The 17,140-nt window shown below is 67.4% G+C and carries 14 protein-coding genes and 3 tRNA genes; 3 read left to right on the top strand and 14 right to left on the bottom strand.

The window, feature by feature from the left end:
- Window positions 1-69: 69 nt before the first annotated feature.
- From lpxK to AC5P9C_RS05500, 7 genes are read right to left on the bottom strand one after another with little or no spacing between them, the layout of a single operon-like run.
- On the bottom strand, window positions 70-1,089 hold the full coding sequence (gene lpxK, locus AC5P9C_RS05530; RefSeq protein ID WP_343540655.1) for a tetraacyldisaccharide 4'-kinase: 1,020 nt from the start codon (window positions 1,087-1,089) through the stop codon (window positions 70-72).
- Complete coding sequence (gene msbA / locus AC5P9C_RS05525; RefSeq protein WP_057493616.1) at window positions 1,089-2,837, bottom strand: lipid A export permease/ATP-binding protein MsbA; 1,749 nt, start codon at window positions 2,835-2,837, stop codon at window positions 1,089-1,091. Before msbA ends, lpxK begins: the two co-directional genes overlap by 1 nt.
- Window positions 2,834-3,256 (bottom strand): ExbD/TolR family protein, encoded by a 423-nt coding sequence (locus AC5P9C_RS05520; protein WP_019658998.1) that lies wholly within the window; start codon window positions 3,254-3,256, stop codon window positions 2,834-2,836. The genes msbA and AC5P9C_RS05520 overlap by 4 nt, the downstream gene beginning before the upstream one ends.
- Window positions 3,257-3,259: 3 nt before the next feature.
- Window positions 3,260-3,922: a MotA/TolQ/ExbB proton channel family protein gene (locus AC5P9C_RS05515; RefSeq protein WP_019658999.1), complete on the bottom strand. Its 663-nt coding sequence runs from the start codon at window positions 3,920-3,922 to the stop codon at window positions 3,260-3,262.
- A gap of 3 nt (window positions 3,923-3,925) precedes the next feature.
- Window positions 3,926-6,325 carry a DNA internalization-related competence protein ComEC/Rec2 gene (locus AC5P9C_RS05510; protein WP_343540652.1) on the bottom strand — a complete coding sequence of 800 codons (2,400 nt, stop codon included), beginning with the start codon at window positions 6,323-6,325 and terminating at the stop codon, window positions 3,926-3,928.
- Window positions 6,326-6,384: 59 nt separating this feature from the next.
- Window positions 6,385-7,728 (bottom strand): sensor histidine kinase, encoded by a 1,344-nt coding sequence (locus AC5P9C_RS05505; RefSeq protein WP_414615049.1) that lies wholly within the window; start codon window positions 7,726-7,728, stop codon window positions 6,385-6,387.
- A 1-nt stretch (window position 7,729) separates the two neighbouring features.
- Window positions 7,730-8,401, bottom strand: a complete 672-nt coding sequence (locus AC5P9C_RS05500; RefSeq protein ID WP_005415973.1) for a response regulator transcription factor — start codon at window positions 8,399-8,401, stop codon at window positions 7,730-7,732.
- 176 nt (window positions 8,402-8,577) lie between these two features.
- On the opposite strand from AC5P9C_RS05500, the gene AC5P9C_RS05495 reads away from it, so the two are divergent.
- Window positions 8,578-8,862, top strand: coding sequence for a hypothetical protein (locus AC5P9C_RS05495; RefSeq protein WP_049464757.1), 285 nt, complete (start codon window positions 8,578-8,580; stop codon window positions 8,860-8,862).
- A gap of 96 nt (window positions 8,863-8,958) precedes the next feature.
- Here AC5P9C_RS05495 and AC5P9C_RS05490 read toward each other — a convergent pair whose 3' ends face one another.
- Window positions 8,959-9,099, bottom strand: a complete 141-nt coding sequence (locus tag AC5P9C_RS05490; protein ID WP_164688803.1) for a hypothetical protein — start codon at window positions 9,097-9,099, stop codon at window positions 8,959-8,961.
- A 182-nt stretch (window positions 9,100-9,281) separates the two neighbouring features.
- Here AC5P9C_RS05490 and AC5P9C_RS05485 point away from each other — a divergent pair, with 182 nt between their 5' ends.
- Window positions 9,282-9,590: a hypothetical protein gene (locus tag AC5P9C_RS05485; protein WP_049464759.1), complete on the top strand. Its 309-nt coding sequence runs from the start codon at window positions 9,282-9,284 to the stop codon at window positions 9,588-9,590.
- Window positions 9,591-9,722: 132 nt separating this feature from the next.
- Here AC5P9C_RS05485 and AC5P9C_RS05480 read toward each other — a convergent pair.
- From AC5P9C_RS05480 to uvrB, 3 genes are all read right to left on the bottom strand, one after another.
- Window positions 9,723-9,797 (bottom strand) — tRNA-Val (locus AC5P9C_RS05480).
- A 98-nt stretch (window positions 9,798-9,895) separates the two neighbouring features.
- Window positions 9,896-9,970: transfer RNA gene (locus AC5P9C_RS05475), tRNA-Val, on the bottom strand.
- A gap of 107 nt (window positions 9,971-10,077) precedes the next feature.
- A complete protein-coding gene (gene uvrB, locus AC5P9C_RS05470; protein ID WP_049464761.1) occupies window positions 10,078-12,102 on the bottom strand; it encodes an excinuclease ABC subunit UvrB in 2,025 nt (674 codons plus the stop codon).
- Between the two features lie 128 nt (window positions 12,103-12,230).
- On the opposite strand from uvrB, the gene AC5P9C_RS05465 reads away from it, so the two are divergent.
- Entirely contained in the window at window positions 12,231-12,776 is a 546-nt protein-coding gene (locus AC5P9C_RS05465) for a GspH/FimT family protein (protein WP_343541684.1), read from the top strand.
- Between the two features lie 52 nt (window positions 12,777-12,828).
- Here AC5P9C_RS05465 and AC5P9C_RS05460 read toward each other — a convergent pair.
- The 3 genes from AC5P9C_RS05460 to AC5P9C_RS05450 all read right to left on the bottom strand — a co-directional run bounded on the left by AC5P9C_RS05460 (window position 12,829) and on the right by AC5P9C_RS05450 (window position 17,136).
- Window positions 12,829-12,905, bottom strand: a tRNA-Asn gene (locus AC5P9C_RS05460).
- 47 nt (window positions 12,906-12,952) lie between these two features.
- A complete protein-coding gene (locus tag AC5P9C_RS05455) occupies window positions 12,953-13,360 on the bottom strand; it encodes a type IV pilin protein (protein WP_053463490.1) in 408 nt (135 codons plus the stop codon).
- A 23-nt stretch (window positions 13,361-13,383) separates the two neighbouring features.
- Window positions 13,384-17,136 carry a pilus assembly protein gene (locus AC5P9C_RS05450; RefSeq protein WP_057495214.1) on the bottom strand — a complete coding sequence of 1,251 codons (3,753 nt, stop codon included), beginning with the start codon at window positions 17,134-17,136 and terminating at the stop codon, window positions 13,384-13,386.
- Between the last annotated feature and the right edge of the window lie 4 nt (window positions 17,137-17,140).

The raw sequence follows: 17,140 nt of genomic DNA, 5'->3' as shown, positions 1-17,140 counted from the left end.
GATACTCGGCAGGCTTGTTACAACGGGAATGCGGCCAGCGGCGCGTGAATGCAAGCGCCACCGCGCCGCTCAGTTCGGTCGCAGCTTGTCCAGGCGATCGGTCAGCGCCACCCAGAACGCGGCGGGCAACTCGGCGCGCAGCGGAACCGCGTAGTGCCAGTCGTTGCCGAACGCACGGCATTTCACCGCGTCCTTCTCGGTCATCAGGACCGGCAGCTGGCTGCCGAAGGACAGGTCCTGCGGCTGGTAGGCCTGGTGGTCGGCGAACGCATGCGGCACCACGCCGATCCCGCGCGCGCGCAGCATGTCGAAGAAGCGTTGCGGATGCGCGATGCCGGCCACCGCATGCACGCGCTGGCCCTTGAAATATGCCAGCGGGCGCGCGCGGCCACCGGCCAGTGGCTGCGCACTGTCGATGTGCAGCGCCATCGGCCACTGGCCGAAGCCACAGGCCTGTGCCGCCGTCTCCTCATCGGCCTGGCCGAGGTTGACCACGCGGAAATCGCACTCGCTGGCGCGGCTGACCGGCTCGCGCAGCGGCCCGGCCGGAATCATCCGGCCATTGCCGTAGCGACGCTGCGCATCGACCACTTCGATCTCGATGTCGCGCGCCAGGCGATAGTGCTGCAGGCCGTCGTCGCAGACGATCACATCGCAGCCGGCCTCGACCAGCGCCTTGCCGGCCGCAACCCGATCACGGTCCACGCGCACCGGCACGCCGGTCTTCCAGGCGATCAGCACCGGCTCGTCACCGCCCTTGGCGGTCGGCGTATCGGCCTGCACCCACAGCGGTTTGTCGGCGTCTTCGCGACCGTAGCCGCGGCTGGCCACGCCGGGCTTCCAGCCGGCCGCGCGCAGGCGTTCGACCAGGTCAATGGTCAGCGGCGTCTTGCCGGTACCGCCGGCGGTGATGTTGCCGACCACGATGACCGGCACCGGCAGCGCGTGACGCTTGCGCCAGCCACGCCGATAGGCGCGCCGCCGCAGCGCGGTGACACCCGCGTACAGGGGCGCCAGCAGGCGCATGGCCCACGGAACCGGGGTGCCGTCATACCAGTACGGCGGGGTCTGGGTGCCCTTGCCGGCCATCAGTCCTGCCTTTCGCGGAACTGCATGCTGTGCAGGTGCTGGTACAGGCCGCCCAGTTCGAGCAGCTCCTTGTGGGTGCCACGCTCGACGATGCGGCCATGGTCCATCACCAGCACCTGATCGGCGTGCTCGATGGTCGACAGGCGGTGCGCGATGACCAGCGTGGTGCGCTCCGGCATCAGGCGCTGCAGCGCATCCTGCACCAGGCGCTCGGACTCGTTGTCCAGTGCCGCAGTGGCTTCGTCGAGGATCAGGATCGGAGCGTCGCGCAGGATCGCGCGGGCAATCGCCAGGCGCTGGCGCTGGCCACCGGACAGCAGCGCGCCGTTCTCGCCGACCGGGGTCTGCAGCTGCTGCGGCATGCGTGCGATGAACTCCCAGGCATTGGCTGCTTCGGCCGCCGCACGGATCTGCTCATCGGTCGCCTCCATGCCATAGGCAATGTTGGCGGCGATGGTGTCATCGAACAGCATCACCTTCTGCCCGACGATCGCCACCTGCCGGCGCAGGTCGGCCAGCGGATAGTCATCCAGGGCCACGCCATCGAGGGTGATGACGCCGCCAGTGGGCTCGTAGAAGCGCGGAACCAGCCGGATCAGGCTGGTCTTGCCACTGCCGGAGCGGCCGACAATGGCCGTCACCGTGCCCGGCCTGGCGACGAAACTGATGTCGTCCAGGGCGATGCCACTGTCTTCGCGGTAGCGCAGCATGACGTGGTCGAACGCCAGCTCGCCCCGTACACGCTGCACGCGCTGCTGGCCGTCGTCGCGCTCCACCGGCATGTCGAGGATGCCGAACAGGCGCTCGGCGGCGGAGACGCCGCGCGAAATCGAGGTCTGTACGCTGGTCAGTCGGCGCAGCGAGGGAATGATGGCCATCATCGAGGTCATCAGGCCCATGAACTGGCCGGCATTGAGGCGGCCGGCCAAGGCTTCGCGGGTCGACACCCAGACGATCACCGCCAGCGCCAGTGCGGCCAGGAACTGCACCACGCTGGACGCGGCGGCGCGGGTGACCTCGACTTTCATGTTCAGCGCCAGCATGCGGTTGGCCAGGCGCGAGTAGCGCGAGATCTCATGCTGCTGGGTGCCGTGCACCTTCACTTCCTGCTGCGCGGCCAGTGACTGCTCGGCAGTCTGCGCCATCGTGCCCATGCCGTCCTGGATGCCGCGGCTGATGCGACGGTAGCGCTTGCCCACGTAGGACACGATGCCACCGATCAGCGGCACCACCAGCAGCATCGCCAGGGTTACCTTGACGCTCATCTGCAGCATCACCGCCAGCATCGCGATGATGGTGAGGGTGTCGGCCACCACGGTCTTCAGCGCGTCGGCGCTGGCCTGGGTGACCTGTTCGGTATCGAAGTTGAGGCGGCTGACCATCACCGGCGTCGCTTCGGTGTCGAAGTGCGACGACGGCAGGTGCAGGTACTTCTGCAGCACCTGCTCACGCAGGTCGCGGACCACGCTGCGACCGGTCTTGGCCAGCGTGTAGTCGCTGACCCAGGTGGCCAGGCTGCGCATCAGGAACAGGCCGAGGATGGTCAGCGGCAGCACCACGGCCGCGCGCGGCTGCGGATCGACGAAACCCTCGTTGACCAGCGGCTCCATCAGCTTGGTGAAGTGATAGCCGGCCAGGGCTTCGACCACCATGGCGATGACCGCGCCCACCATGAACACCCAGTAGGTGCGGGTGTAGCCCAGCAGACGTTTGTAGATCGGCCACACCGGCGCGTGATGGGAACTCATGGACGCACCTCTGGCGCAGTTGCAATGGCGATACGACGGAAACCGAGCTGACCGAGCGCGTCCTGCGCAGTCACCACGGCCTGGTAGGGGGTGCGTGCGTCGGCGCGCAGCAGCACCGGCTGGCTGCGGTCGCTGCCGGCGACCGATGCGATGGTCTGCTTGACCGACTCGACATCGCTGCGCAGCACTTCCTGGTCATTGATGAAATAGCGGCCTTCGGCGTTGATCAGCACGCTGAGCGAGCGCGGCGGCTCGTTGCTGGGCTGCTGGCTGGCGGTCGGCAGCTGCACCTGCAGCGTCGAGCGCGCATCGAAGGTGGTGGTGACCACGAAGAAGATGATCAGCACCAGGATGACGTCGATCAGCGGGACCAGATCGATATGCGGCTCATCCTGGGATCGGTCATTGCCGATACGCATCGATCAGGCCTTCGCCGTGGCAGCGTGGGCCGGTCGCGCCGGCGCGGCCGGGTTCATCACCCCGGGGCGACCGTCGAGCGTGTCCAGCAGGGCACTGGCTTCCTGTTCCATTTCCACCACATAGCCGTGGATCCGGCCCTTGAAATAGCGATGGAACATCAGCGCCGGGATGGCCACGATCATGCCGGTGGCCGTGCACACCAGCGCCTTGCCGATGCCGCCGGCCAGCTGGTTCACATCGCCCACGCCATGGTCGAGGATGCCCAGGAACATCTGGATCATGCCGATCACGGTGCCCAGCAGGCCCAGCAGCGGGCCGGCCGAGGCGATGGTGCCCAGCGCGTTGAGGAAGCGCTCCATGCGGTGCACCAGGTGGCGCCCGGTGTCCTCGATCCGCTCACGGATCTGGTCGCGCGGGCGGTTGCGGGCTTCCAGCGCAGCGGCCAGCAGCGCGCCCAGCGGCGAGTTGGCGCGCAGGGTCTGCAGGTGCGCCGGGTCCAGCTTGCCGCGTGCGGCCCAGTTGCGCACTTCCTGGCCAAGCCCGGGCGGCAGCACTTCCGTTCGCCGCAGGGACCAGAAACGCTCCAGGATGATCGCCAAAGCCAGTACGCCCAACAGCAGCAGCGGCACCATCGGCCAGCCACCGGCCTTGACCAGTTCCCACACGTTTCAACCCTCCGGCCCAACGGCCGCTTGTTCGATCGACGATAGGATAGCAGCCGACCGCGCCCGCCCAGCGGCATCCCACCACCGGGATGCATGGATGCGCTGTTCACGCAGCTGCAGCCCTTGTGCGCCAAGCCATACGCGGATCGCCCCGGACTCCGCGGTGGACACCACCTCGGCGCCCTGCGCCTGCCAGCGCCGGACCACGTCCCGACGCGGGTGGCCAAAGCGGTTCTGGTGCCCGGCCGAGACCAGCGCCAACCGTGGTGCCACCGCGGCCACCCACGGGGCACTGGAACTGCCCCCGCTGCCATGGTGCGGCACCAGCACCACGTCAGCCTTCAGCGCCGCCGGAGACGCCCGCAACAGCGCCTGTTCCGCCGGACGGCCGATGTCGCCGGGCAACAGGACCACGCCATGGGCGCTGGCCACGCGCAGCACGCAGCTGTCCTCGTTTTCGGCCCGCCGGCTGCCGGGATCCGGGTGCAGCACGTGGAAATCGACCCCGTCCCAGCGCCAGCTCAGGCCCCGCTGGCAACGCCCCGCTCCGGTGATCGAGCTGCCCGGCGGCGCCAGCAGTGGCAGTGCCGGCAGCTGTAGCCGCAGACCCGGCAGGTTGCCCGCGTGATCCAGGTCATCGTGGCTGAGCAGTACGCGGTCAGGCGGCGCCTGGCCGAGTGCCCGCAGTGCCGGAACCAGAGTCCGCTCGCTCCCTTCGCTGCCGCTCGGCGGCCCGACGTCATACCAGAGCGCATGCCGCGCGGTGCGCAGCAACACCGCCGTGCCCTGGCCGACATCGTGCAGCAGCAGCTCCAGCTCCCCCTCGGCCGGCCGCTCGCGCAACGGCCACAACAGCGGCAGGCACAACAACAGGCCAGCGAGCCCGCCGCCGGCACCCCGTGGCAACAGCCACCAGAACACCCCCAGCAGCGCCGCCGGCACTGCCCAGGCCGGTGCCTCGGCCAACCACCACATCGCCTGCGGATGCGCCGAGAGAGGCTGCAGGGCCTGCCAGCTGACCTCGAACAGCCACGCCGCCGCACGCCAGGCCCAGCGCCCGGCCCCGTCATGCAGCACCTGCAGGGCGGTACCCAGCAGCGACAGCGGCACCACCAGCAAGGTCCACCAAGGAATGACCGGCAGGTTCACCAGCGGCCCCAGCCAGGCGGTGCCACCGAACAGGGCGATGCCCAACGGCAACAGGCCGACGCTGGCCACGCCCTGCGCGGCCAGGAACCCACGCAGGTTGGCGGCCATCCCGCGCGGACGTCCCTGTGGCAGGCACCACGCCAGCCACAGCACGCCGCCGAAGCTGAGCCAGAAGCCCGCTGACAGCACCGACAGGGGCGCCGGCAGCAGCAGCGCCAGCGCCGCCAGCGCGAGTCCCTGCACGAGACCGAGCGGGCGCCGCCCGCTACGCGCCAGGGCCACCAGCCCGATCATCAGCGCCGTGCGCACGGTCGGCAATTCACCGCCGGCCAGCACCGCATAGCTCGCCGCGGACAGCGCCGCGGCGCAGGCCGCCGCCTGTGGACGCGGCCAATGCCGGGCCAGCAGGGGGCACAGCCACCACAGCCCTCGGCACAGCAACGCCCCCAGCCCCGCCAACACCCCGACATGGAACCCGGAAATGGCGATCAGGTGGGTCAGCCCCAGCGCCCGCAACTGATCCCAATCGGTGTCGGACAGGCCACGCGTATCGCCCAGGGCGAGCGCCTGCACGAAGCGCGCGGCCGGATGGGCCACCTGCAGGGCGATGGCGGCGCTGGTGCGCTCACGCCATGCCGGCAGGCCGCGCGCAGACTGCAGCGCGTGGGCACTGGCCGGCGCCCTCACCGTTCCAGTGCCAGCCACGCCACGCAGCAGCGCATGGCGCTCGCTGTCAAAACCCCCGGGATTGATCCGCGAGCGAGGGGCCCGCACACGCAGCGCCAACCGCCACTGCGCACCGGCCAGGACCTGCCTGCGCCGTCCCTCGGCAGCGGCGCTGGACCTGCCCTGCCAGCCGTCGTTCCAGGTGACCTGCAGGCGCTTGCCGCGCAGCGATGGCAGTTCGCTGCTCTCACTGACCTGCAGCAGGAAGCGGGTGCGCGCCTCGGCATGATCCGGCAGATCGATGACCCGGCCACTGACCACCACGTCCCGAGCCGGCTGGCCCGGTGGCAGCTGGTCCTGCAATGCCCAGTGCCCGTGCAGCGCTGCCCAGCCGGCACCGAACAGCACGACCGCCGGCAGGCGCCCGCGCCAGCGCAGGCCCCACCCCGCCATGCCAAGCACGACCATCACCGTGCAGACCCACAGCGGCGGCAGTTGCGGCAGCTGCACGCAGGCCAACGCCCCTAGCGTCAGCGCGGCAGCGCAGCCACTGCCCAGCAAGGGAGACGGGAAACGCTCGGCGGCCATGACGCCAGCGTGCCGCCGACGGCAGCAGGCTGCCTATCGGGACTTGCCCCGCAGTCGCATCAGCGCCGAACGCTTCCGCGATGGAAATTGACCCGGAAACTCGCACCGCCCCCCAGCGCCTCGCCGACGCTGACCGAGCCACCATGGTGCTGCACGATTTCCTTGACCAGGTGCAGGCCCAGGCCACTGCCGCTGCCCGCCGCGCGCAGGCGATGGAACGGCTCGAAGATCGCCTCGCGGTCGCCTACTGGAATGCCCGCGCCCTGATCGCTGACTTCCAGCACGCCGCGCGTGTCCAACCGCACGCAGATGGTGCCACGGCCACCACCATGCACAATCGCGTTGTGCACCAGATTGGCGATCACCCGCCCCAGCGCCAGGCTGTCGCCATGGATCCACACTGGCGCCTCCGGCGCGTCGACTTCGAATCCATAGCCGGCTCCCACCACCAGCGGCGCCAGGTCCGCTGCGGCCTCACGCACCAGCTGGGCCAGGTCCAGCCGCTGCAATGCGCCCACGTTGCGGTCCAGGCGCTGCAGGTCAAGCAGGTGCTCGGCAACATTGCCCAGCCGCGCCACGTCGGTCAGCAGCTGTGACTTCAACTCACCCTGCGGTAGCTGCGACAGGCGCGCCTGCACCACGGCGATCGGCACGCGCAGTTCGTGCGCCGCGTCGGCGAGGAACTTGTCGCGCGCGGCATAGCCCTGCTGCACCTTGTCGATGGCGTCGTTGAATGCTTCCACCAGCGGCGCCACTTCCGTCGACACCAGGCGCGCGTCCAGCCGTGCACCCGGCTGGCCGATATCCAGCTCCTTGGCCTGCTGCGCGGAACGGCGCACGCCGCGCATCGCACGGTGGATCACGGTCGGCATCACCAGCAGGGTGACCACGATCAACGGCAGGAAGAACCACAGGCCGATCAGCCGCAGCACCATCAGTGCGCCGTCCAGCAGCCCGCCCTTGGGTGCGCCTCCCACCATCACGGTGATGCGGCGCCCATCCTCGTTGCGGATCATCACCCGCGCCACGTCCAGATAGGGCGGCACCAGCGACCCGAGCTCGCTGGCACCCACGGTCGGCAGCCGCGCAAGCAGCGGCGCGTGGACCGCCGGGATGGTGCCGCGCCCAAGCCAGACGCCCTTGTCGTCGACCGCAGCGAACCAGAGATTGCCACCGGCGTCGGTATCGAGCGCGTCCCAGCGCGCCTGGTCCAGCACCAGGCGGCCGCCTTCGCTGTGCACCGCCTTGGCCACCGCCTCGGCAACGAACATGTCCATGCCCCAGGAGTCCTTGTCGCCCCAGGTCAGGATCAGGGCGACCACCGCGAACAGCACGGTGAAGGCCTGCGCCAGGAACAGGCGCCAGGCCAGGCCCAGGGTGATCGAACGGATCGGACGGGCCACCTCAGGCCTCCGCCAGCAGGTAACCGACACCCCGGATCACATGGATCTCCACGCCAGCACCGGCCTGCTGCAGCGCCTTGCGCAGCTTGGAGATATGCGCGTCGAGCGCATTGGACTGGATCTCATCGTCGAACCCGTACACCGCGGCCTCCAGCGCGCTGCGGGTGACCGTGCGCCCCTGCCGCATCGCCAGGGCCTGCAGTACCAGCACCTGCCGCCGTGGCAGTGCCAACGGCTGGCCCTCCACCTGCGCCTGCAGCGATTCGAAATCGAATTCGAGCCGCCCCAACCGCAGGCTCGGCGTCACCATCGCTGACGGCCTGCGCGACACGGCGCGGATGCGCGCCATCAGCTCCTCGATCGCGACCGGCTTGACCAGATAATCATCGGCACCGACATCGAGGCCTTCGACCTTGTCGGACAGCGTGCCCTTGGCGGTCAGCATGATCACCGCCAGGTTTGGCCGCAACGCGCGCGCAGTGGCGACGAATCCGGCACCATCGCCATCGGGCAGCTGGCGGTCGAGCAGCAGCAGCTGGTGCACCGGTTCGCGCAACGCGAGCGCGGCCTCGGCCAGGCTGCCGACCACATCGGCGACCACGCCCTGCCGCTCCAGGCCCGATTGCAGGGCGCGGGACAGATCGGGATCGTCTTCGACCAGGAGGATGCGCATCAGTCACTCGTCTATCGGAAACGCTGCCGATCATAGTGCCTGGCGCCCTGCTTTGGCGCCCATGCATGCCAGCGGCTGCAGGCGCAATGTTCTGACAATGTTGCCCCTTCAGCATGCGCAGCCATCCCCCGCAACGTGGCCGAACGATGCTGTCGCTGCCCCTGACAAGGACCCCCATGGCCTCCGTCTCCCACACTGCCGACGCCCACGCCATCCTGCGAGCGCCTGACCTGGACAGCGCCGAGCGCGCCTATCTGGGGCTGATGCCCGACCTCGAACACGTGAACGCACTGGCCCGTCGTGCCGTGGGCCTGTCACGCGTGGCCGACGCGGCACGCGGCTATGCGTTGTCGATGACCCTGGTCGGACTGCGCCTGCAGGAGCTGGAGATGGGCGAGCCGACGGCCAGGCAACATCGCCAGGCGACCCTGCACAGCCTGCGCCAGGCCTTCAGCGCCTGAGGGCGCGCGCGCCTGGAGAGCGACGCGGCATCTTCGCGGTGCCACCGGCATCCATCGCATCAGCGCGGCGCGCAAGCACTGCACGACCGCGTCACGTCAGCGCAGCGTGCTCCACGCCAGCAGCACGCACAGGATCGCGACCCAGGCCACGGCCTTGAACGTGCCTTCCAGCATGTTGCCGCCAAACAGGCCCTCCAGCAGTGGATTGGGCCTGGACACCGGGACGTGATCGCTCATGCAGCAGTTCCTTTCCGTGGTGGCGCAGTTGCGCGGTAACCCGGAGTCTACGCCTGTGCATCCCGGATTCATCGTCGCCTGCCTGCCTTTGGCGACGCATTCCGGGCCTTCGTCGCAGGCCGGCTGCGATACCCGGCGCGCCATGCCAGCCTGCACGCACTTTCCCGCTGGAGCACCGTGCCATGCCGATGCTTGCCCTGATGCTGCTGTTCTCCAGCCTGTTCGGCGACGGCGATGGCGGCGGTCCCACCGAGAACGCCCTGCGCAGCCAGATCCTGCGCGTTGAGGCCGCGCAGGATGCGCACGGGGCCGAGCCGCTGCAGCTCTATCACCTGCGTCCGGACCGTATCCTGCGCCTGGGCTGCCAGCGGCTGCCTGACCCGCACAGCGCGGCGCCCGATGCCGGGCCGGTCCAGGTCCGCGTGGCGCAGCTGTGGGAGCGCGTGGATGGGCGATGGCAGATCCGGCGTTCGATCAGCATCCACGGCTGAATTCACGCCACTGAACCGGCGGGAGCTTCCCGCTTTCACGGGAAGGACAGGCCACCTCATCGGAACGAAAAAAGCCGGCCCAGGGGCCGGCTTTCATCGTTTCCACCGCTTCACCGGCGGACCGGAAGCAGGTGGTGGGCGGTACAGGGTTCGAACCTGTGACCCCTACCATGTCAAGGTAGTGCTCTACCGCTGAGCTAACCGCCCATCATGTTCTTGCCGCCCGCGGGCTGGCCTTGTTACGTAAAAACCCGGCGCCAGGGCCGGGCTTTGCAGTTCACGACAGTCCCCTTGCGAGGGCTTCGTGGTGGGCGGTACAGGGTTCGAACCTGTGACCCCTACCATGTCAAGGTAGTGCTCTACCGCTGAGCTAACCGCCCGTTTTTGCTTCTGCATTTCCGCGATTGCGTCGGTGCAGGCCGCGTATATTACGGATGCCGGCAGGGAAGCGCAACACTTTTGTGAAGATGACGCAGCACTGCCACGTTCAGCCGAGGCTGGCTTCCTTCAGCTGCCGGATCTGGTCGCGCACGCGCGCGGCATCCTCGAACTCCAGGTCCTTGGCGTGCTGGTACATCTGCTGTTCCAGTGCCTTCAGACGCACCCCCAGCTGTGCCGGCGACAGCGAACGGTAGTCGGCCGCCTCTTCGGCCACGCCCGGCCGGCCCTTGCCCCGGCCCTTCTTCGCTTCCTTTTCGGCCGCATCCGAACGTGCGCCTTCCAGCACATCGACGATCGGGCGCGCCACCGAACGCGGCACGATGCCGTGCTCTTCGTTGTACTCGACCTGCTTGGCGCGGCGGCGGTCGGTTTCATCGATCGCCGCCTGCATCGAACGGGTGATCTTGTCGGCGTACAGGATCGCCTTGCCGCGCACGTTGCGGGCCGCACGGCCGATGGTCTGGATCAGCGAGCCGGTGGAGCGCAGGAAGCCTTCCTTGTCGGCGTCCAGGATCGCCACCAGTGACACTTCGGGCATGTCCAGGCCTTCGCGCAGCAGGTTGATGCCGACCAGCACATCGAACTTGCCCAGGCGCAGGTCGCGGATGATCTCCACGCGCTCGACCGTGTCCACGTCCGAGTGCAGGTAGCGCACGCGGATGCCGTGTTCGGTGAGGTACTCGGTGAGGTTCTCGGCCATGCGCTTGGTCAGCGTGGTGACCAGCACGCGATCACCGGCCTTGATGCGCGCGTTGGCCTCGCTCATCAGGTCGTCGACCTGGGTCCCGACCGGGCGAATCTCCACCACCGGATCGATCAGGCCGGTCGGGCGCACCACCAGTTCGGTGATCTCGTCACCCGCCTCGCGCAGCTCGTAAGGACCGGGCGTGGCCGACACGTAGATGCTGCGCGGGCAGCGCTCCTCCCACTCCTCGAAGCGCAACGGACGGTTGTCCAGCGCCGACGGCAGGCGGAACCCGAATTCGACCAGGGTTTCCTTGCGCGAGCGATCGCCCTTGAACATGGCGCCGATCTGCGGAATGGTCACGTGCGACTCGTCGATCACCAGCAGCGCATCCGGCGGCAGGTAGTCGAACAGGGTCGGTGGCGGCTCGCCGGCCTTCTTGCCGGTCAGGTGCCGGGAGTAGTTCTCGATGCCATTGCAGAACCCGACCTCGGCCATCATCTCGATGTCGAACTGGGTGCGCTGCGCCAGGCGCTGCGCCTCGACCAGCTTGTTCTCGGCGTACAACTGCTCGAGCCGTTCCTTCAGCTCGACCTTGATGGTTTCCACCGCGGCCAGCACGCGCTCGCGGGTGGTCGCGTAATGGGTCTTGGGATAGACGGTGAAGCGCTGCATGTTGCGCAGCGTCTCGCCGGTCAACGGGTCGAACATCGTGATCTTCTCGACCTCGCCGTCGAACAGCTCGATGCGCAGCGCCTCGCTGTCCGACTCGGCCGGGAACACGTCGATCACTTCGCCGCGTACGCGGAAGGTACCGCGCTGCAGCTCGTATTCGTTGCGCGTGTACTGCAGCTGGGTCAGGTGGTTGATCAGGTCGCGCTGGTCGATGCGTTCGCCCTTGGACAGGATCAGGCGCAGGGACAGGTAGTCTTCCGGTGCACCCAGGCCGTAGATCGCCGACACCGTGGCCACCACGATCGCATCCGGGCGCGACAGCAGGGTCTTGGTCGCGGCCAGGCGCATCTGCTCGATGTGCTCGTTGATCGAACTGTCCTTCTCGATGAAGGTGTCCGACGAGGGCACGTAGGCCTCCGGCTGGTAGTAGTCGTAGTAGCTGACGAAGTACTCCACCGCGTTGTGCGGGAAGAAGGCCTTGAACTCGCCATACAGCTGCGCCGCCAGCGTCTTGTTCGGCGCCATGATCAGCGTCGGCTTCTGCACGTTCTGGATGACGTTGGCGATCGTGTAGGTCTTGCCCGAGCCGGTGACGCCGAGCAGGGTCTGCTTGGCGATGCCGGCCTCGAAGTTGCTGGTCAGCTTGGCGATGGCATCGGGCTGATCGCCCGCCGGCGAGTACGGCGAGACAAGTTCAAAACTGTCGCTCATGGTGTTGCCAGTTCCCGGGGAGGATGAGTATACGAGGCGTGGGGTGACGGCTGGCTGAGGGGTCTCCGGGCAGCCCGCCGCGGCGCTTCCCGATGGCAGCCGCCCGGCCAGGCGCGGAGGCTGAATGCATGCGCCCTGCCCACGCCCCCTGCCCCGTCGGCCCCCGCCCAGCGCGGGGCGTTCACCTGACCGAACTGCTGGTGGTGGTCGTGGTGCTGGCGGTGCTGCTGGCCGCGTCCTGGCCGGCGCTGCAGCCCCTCCTGCTGCGGCAACGCGCCGATGCACTGCAACTGAGCCTGCACGCCAGCCTGTCCGGCGCCCGCAGCGAGGCCTTGCGCAGGCGCGAGCTGATCGGCGTCTGTGCAAGTGTCGACGGCCTGCACTGCAACGACGACTGGAGCGCCGGCTGGATCATCTACCGCAGCGGCGAGCAGCGCGGGGAGCCCGCGTCGCCAGAGGCGATCCTGGTCCACCACACCGGGCGTCCGGACATCGCGGTCGTAGCGCGGGCAAGCAGCGGGCGCCCCCGGCTGTTCTTCCAGCCAGACGGACGCAGCCCGGGGGCCAACCTGACCCTGCGCATCTGCGCGGGTGGCCGGCTGCACGGCGCGCTGGTCGTCAACAACGGCGGCCGCACCCGAAGCGAACGCGCAGATCGCAATGCACCCTGCTGAACACTTGCACGAAAAAGCAGAAGCCGCGATTTCTCGCGGCTTCTGCAGTATCTGGCGCCCGAAGTTGGACTCGAACCAACGACCCCCTGATTAACAGTCAAGTGCTCTAACCGGCTGAGCTATTCGGGCGGGGAGGCGCATTGTACTGACCGACTACACGAAGATCAACACCTGATTCACCAGCAGCTGGCCACACCGCCGCTGGCCGTCTTGCGGTTGGCCTGGTCCACGCTCAGGGTGCCGCAACTGTCCTTGGCCTGCGTGCCTTGCGGAGTGGCCGTGATCGTGAAACTGGAGCCATCCCCCTTGTAATCCAGGTTGTAGCGCACGGTACCGCCATCGCGTGGCGACACCTTGGTCGGCAGCGCGTAGCCGGTGTAGGAGTTGTTGCTGGTGTGGTAGCGCTCGGCACGTTGTGCGTACTCGGCCAGGTCCGCCTTCACCACGGCGCGATGCGAGCGCCGAACGTATTCCTGGTAGGAGGGAATGGCGATGGCCGCCAGGATACCGATGACGATCACCACGATCATCAGTTCGATCAGCGTGAAGCCAGCCGCGCGGCGAGGCATGGTTGTGTGCAGCATGGGCGTGGATCCTCGCACTTGGGTTACTGGAGCTGGCGCCAGGACTGGCGACCACACGGGTAAGGCAGGTAGAGCGACTGGCTGCCTGCCGCGCCGACGGCCATCCAGCAGGAGCTGCCTCCGGGCGGCGCCTTGTTGTCCGTCGGACGTGGCAGCACCGACAGCGAGACGTCACGCACCGGCGCGGTCCCTCCCGTCTTCAGCGCGATCGCTGCGGTCCCTGCCCCGGGCTGGCTGCCGGCCGGTGAGCCGTAGCGGACGTTCTCCAGCATCGGCAGGCCGCTGATCGACGACAGTCCGAACAGCCAGTTGGAACCACTGGTCGAACAGCCGACCGTTTCCATGTTGGGCACATAGGTCGGCATGAAGACAATGCCGCTGACCAGGATCGGGTTGCCTACCGCGCGTTCGCCGTTGCCAGCGGGAAGTTGAATCATCCAGCCACGCGCGTTGGCCGGCGCCACGCCTGCAGTGATCTTGCGTTCATCGCTGCTTGTGGCGGCGGCGGCTGTATACGGAACGAGATTGGCAGCGGTCACCGTCGAGGTCACCGTTTTTCCCGACAGATCGTTTACCGCGTAGAGCGCCTGCTGCGACTTGTCATCCTTGTCGCTGGTGAACGAGAAGCTACCGGTGCCGAAATAGAGCATTACACCGCCCGAGGGGCCGGTCGCTGCGGTCATGCCACCGGTGATCGGCTGACGGTAGGTCTTGCCGGAGGAGTCCTGTGCCGCCTGGCTGGTGAACATCGGCACCGTCAGCGTGGTGTTCGCACTGCTGGTCAGGTCGAACTTCCACACGGCACCGCGCTGGTCGGCGGCATACACGGTGTCGGCCAGCCCATCTCGGCCGCGCGCATCCTGGTTGGCGCCGGTCCAGCGATCGACCACCACCACATTGCCCAGCCCATTATCCCCGGAGATGCCGGCGCCCGAGGTGCCCTCGACCGCTTCGATCATGCGGATGTCGCCTGTGGCCATGTCGACAACGAACAGCACGGCCTTGCCATTGGCACTGCCATAGCCGTTGCCAAAGATCGCCTTCCAGGCCACGCCGGTGCCGCTCTTCACCGGCACGATCACCGGCTTGCCCAGCACGAAACCGATGTTGTTGCGCACCTCGTCCCTCAGCGACGCGTTGACGTCGCTGATTTCCCACAGCACGTTGCCGGTGCCGAAGCTGCCCGGCGTGGTGACGTCCAGTGCGAACACCGAACGACCGCCCGCACCGGTGGTGCCAACCAGGCTGGTCTGCCAGGCGGTGCCGTTGAACGTATCGGACACCGTCACCGGACCGTCGACGTAGTAGCGGTGGCGGAAGGTCTGGTCAGCCGTGTCGGACTTGTAGGGGAACAGCAGGTTGGCCATGTGGCCCAGCGCGGTGGCCGGGATGTAGGCAAACGTCTCCGTACCGCCGGTGCCGTCCTGCTTTGCATCGGCCTTCATGCCGCCGTCGAAGGCATGCAGCATGCCGTCGTTGGCGCCGACATAGACCATGTACCGCTGCGACTTGGCCTTGGTCGCCAGGTAGTCGGTGTAACTCTTGGCGTAGGTGCCGCCCAGCTGGCGATAGCCGTAGTCGTCCAACGGCGAACTCACCACCGGCGCCGAGTTGACGATGTCACCCAGCGGCGTGGTGCGGTCACGATACTTGCCACCGTTGCGGACTTCGGTCGAGCTGTCGGCCATGAGGTAGTTGATCGCGCTGGCCAGGTCGGCCTTGATCGCCGTCAGCTTGTCGGCGGAGCAGACCAGCATCGTCGCGTACTTGCCGCTGGGCTTGCTGCACAGATCCTGCAAGCTGATGCGGGCGCTGTTGAAATCCACCGGCGAACCCAGCTTGTTGGCGACAATGCGGCGGCCGGACGAGGACAGGCGGCTGGACGCCTCCCACACCTCGGTGAGCTCGGCCACCTGGTCAGCGTTGACCTTGACGCTTGACGCGGTCAGCTTGCTCGACCAGTCGGTACCACTGTTGGTGATGTCATAGCGCGGGGTGACCGCCAGTGAGCCGGTACCGATGCGCGCACCACTGATGCCGATCGTCCCTGATGGCGATGCACCACCGGTAATCGAGGACAGCACCCGGCGCATGGCCTCGGTGACGTCTGCCGGCGTCTGTGCGTTGATGAACTCGCCACGGCTGTTGACGGCCGCATGCCACAGTTCATCGATGACAGTACCGTCGTCCACGTTTATCGGGTTGCCGTTGCCGGCCCAGTTCGGCGGGTTCTTGTAGGGATCGTCGGTGGCGGCCTGGTTGACGCCGTAGATCTTGCCTTGCGCGCCCAGGGTCACGCCGTAGAAGTTCATGTGCAGGTCGGTCTGGCAATCCAGTCGCTTCCAGTCCGGGCTGCCCTTGTCCAGCGAATTGCACTTGTCACTGACCGGCACCTGCCCTGCCGGGAAGCCGGTCCCGGTGCGCAGGGGCGTGCGCGCGCCGGCGTAGGCCGCCGCCGCGATGTCGGCGATGGTATTGCTGTAGCCATCGGCGAACGGAATGGACGGCAGGTGGGTCGAGTTCACCGAGTCGGCATCACCGAAACCGCTGTTCGCCGTATTGCCGGAGTTGGTGTAGCCGTCGGTGAACAGCATGCCGCCATTGCGCTGGCAGGCCAGCTGGACCGGCGCGCCGCTATCGGTACGGCGGAACTGGTCCACCAGGTACTCCACGGCGCGACGATTGGGCGTGCCACCACTGGCGGTCAACCCGTAGATCTGCGAGTACAGGTCAGCCCGGTTGGTGACCATGTCGTACATGGTCGCGTTGCTGAGCTTGTTGATGGTGAAGTAGCCCACGCGCATCGTATCCACGCTCACCAGTGCGGCAGTCGACGAACCGACAATGGCCAATACGCGATTGCGGTGATACTGGAACCAGTTGGCAAAGTTCTGGATCGCGGCGTTGTAGGCCGCGGAACTTGAATAGTTGCCTGACTTGATCTGGTAGCGGCGCATGTCGCAGCCGGGGCCACAGGCCCCTGCGATCAGTGGCCGGCTGGCATTGTCGGTCTTGTAGCCCGCCGGTGCCGGCGCCGCCGCTGGCAGGTAGAACGTGGCCGGGAAATAGGTCACCGCATAGGTGGTGTTGCCGGTGTTGCTGATCGCCGCCGTGCTCCAGCCTCGGCCGGTGTAATAGGAGTTGCCGGTTCCGGACAGGTCGGGAATCCGCATGCCGCTGACGAACTGGAACTGCTCCGCCGTCGTGGAACGGTCGGTCGTCATGTTGTAGACGGCGTTGTAACCACGCTGGCCCGAGCGCGGATCGGCACGGGTCTGGGTGATCGAGGCATCGGCCCACAACGTGCCATCGGCATTGGTCCACGGCCGGTACGTCACGTCCGGGTTGAAGTAGCTGGCGTTGTAGACATGGGAACGGGCAAAGCCGTAGATGTCCAGCGGCGGAATGGCGCGACCCGGCGAATATTCCTTGTTGAAATCCGCGTGTGGGTACAGATAAAGGTAGCAGTCCACTGAATTGGTCGAACACGCCGAACCGACACTGAAGAAGCTTCCGTCATTGTTGAAGAAGCTTCCGGTGCTGGTGTTCCAGCGCATGCGGCCGTCACCGCCGGGGAACATGCGTTCGAAATTCATCGAACCCGAATCGTCCACGGCCATGATGAAGGCCGGCGTCGCGCGCGTCTGCACGTTCATCGGCTCCTGCGCCAGCACGCCCTGCGCCTGTGCCGCGAACAGGGTGTGCGCCAGGTAGCCCCCAGCGGCGAGAATGGCAAGGCCAGCGCCTGCCAGGATCCTGCGGTTGCGAGTGTTCATGGGT

Source organism: Stenotrophomonas sp. YJH_SMC_10 (genome assembly GCF_059371555.1).
The sequence above is the reverse complement of the archived record's forward strand: the minus strand, read 5'-3'. Positions and strand labels throughout refer to the sequence as shown.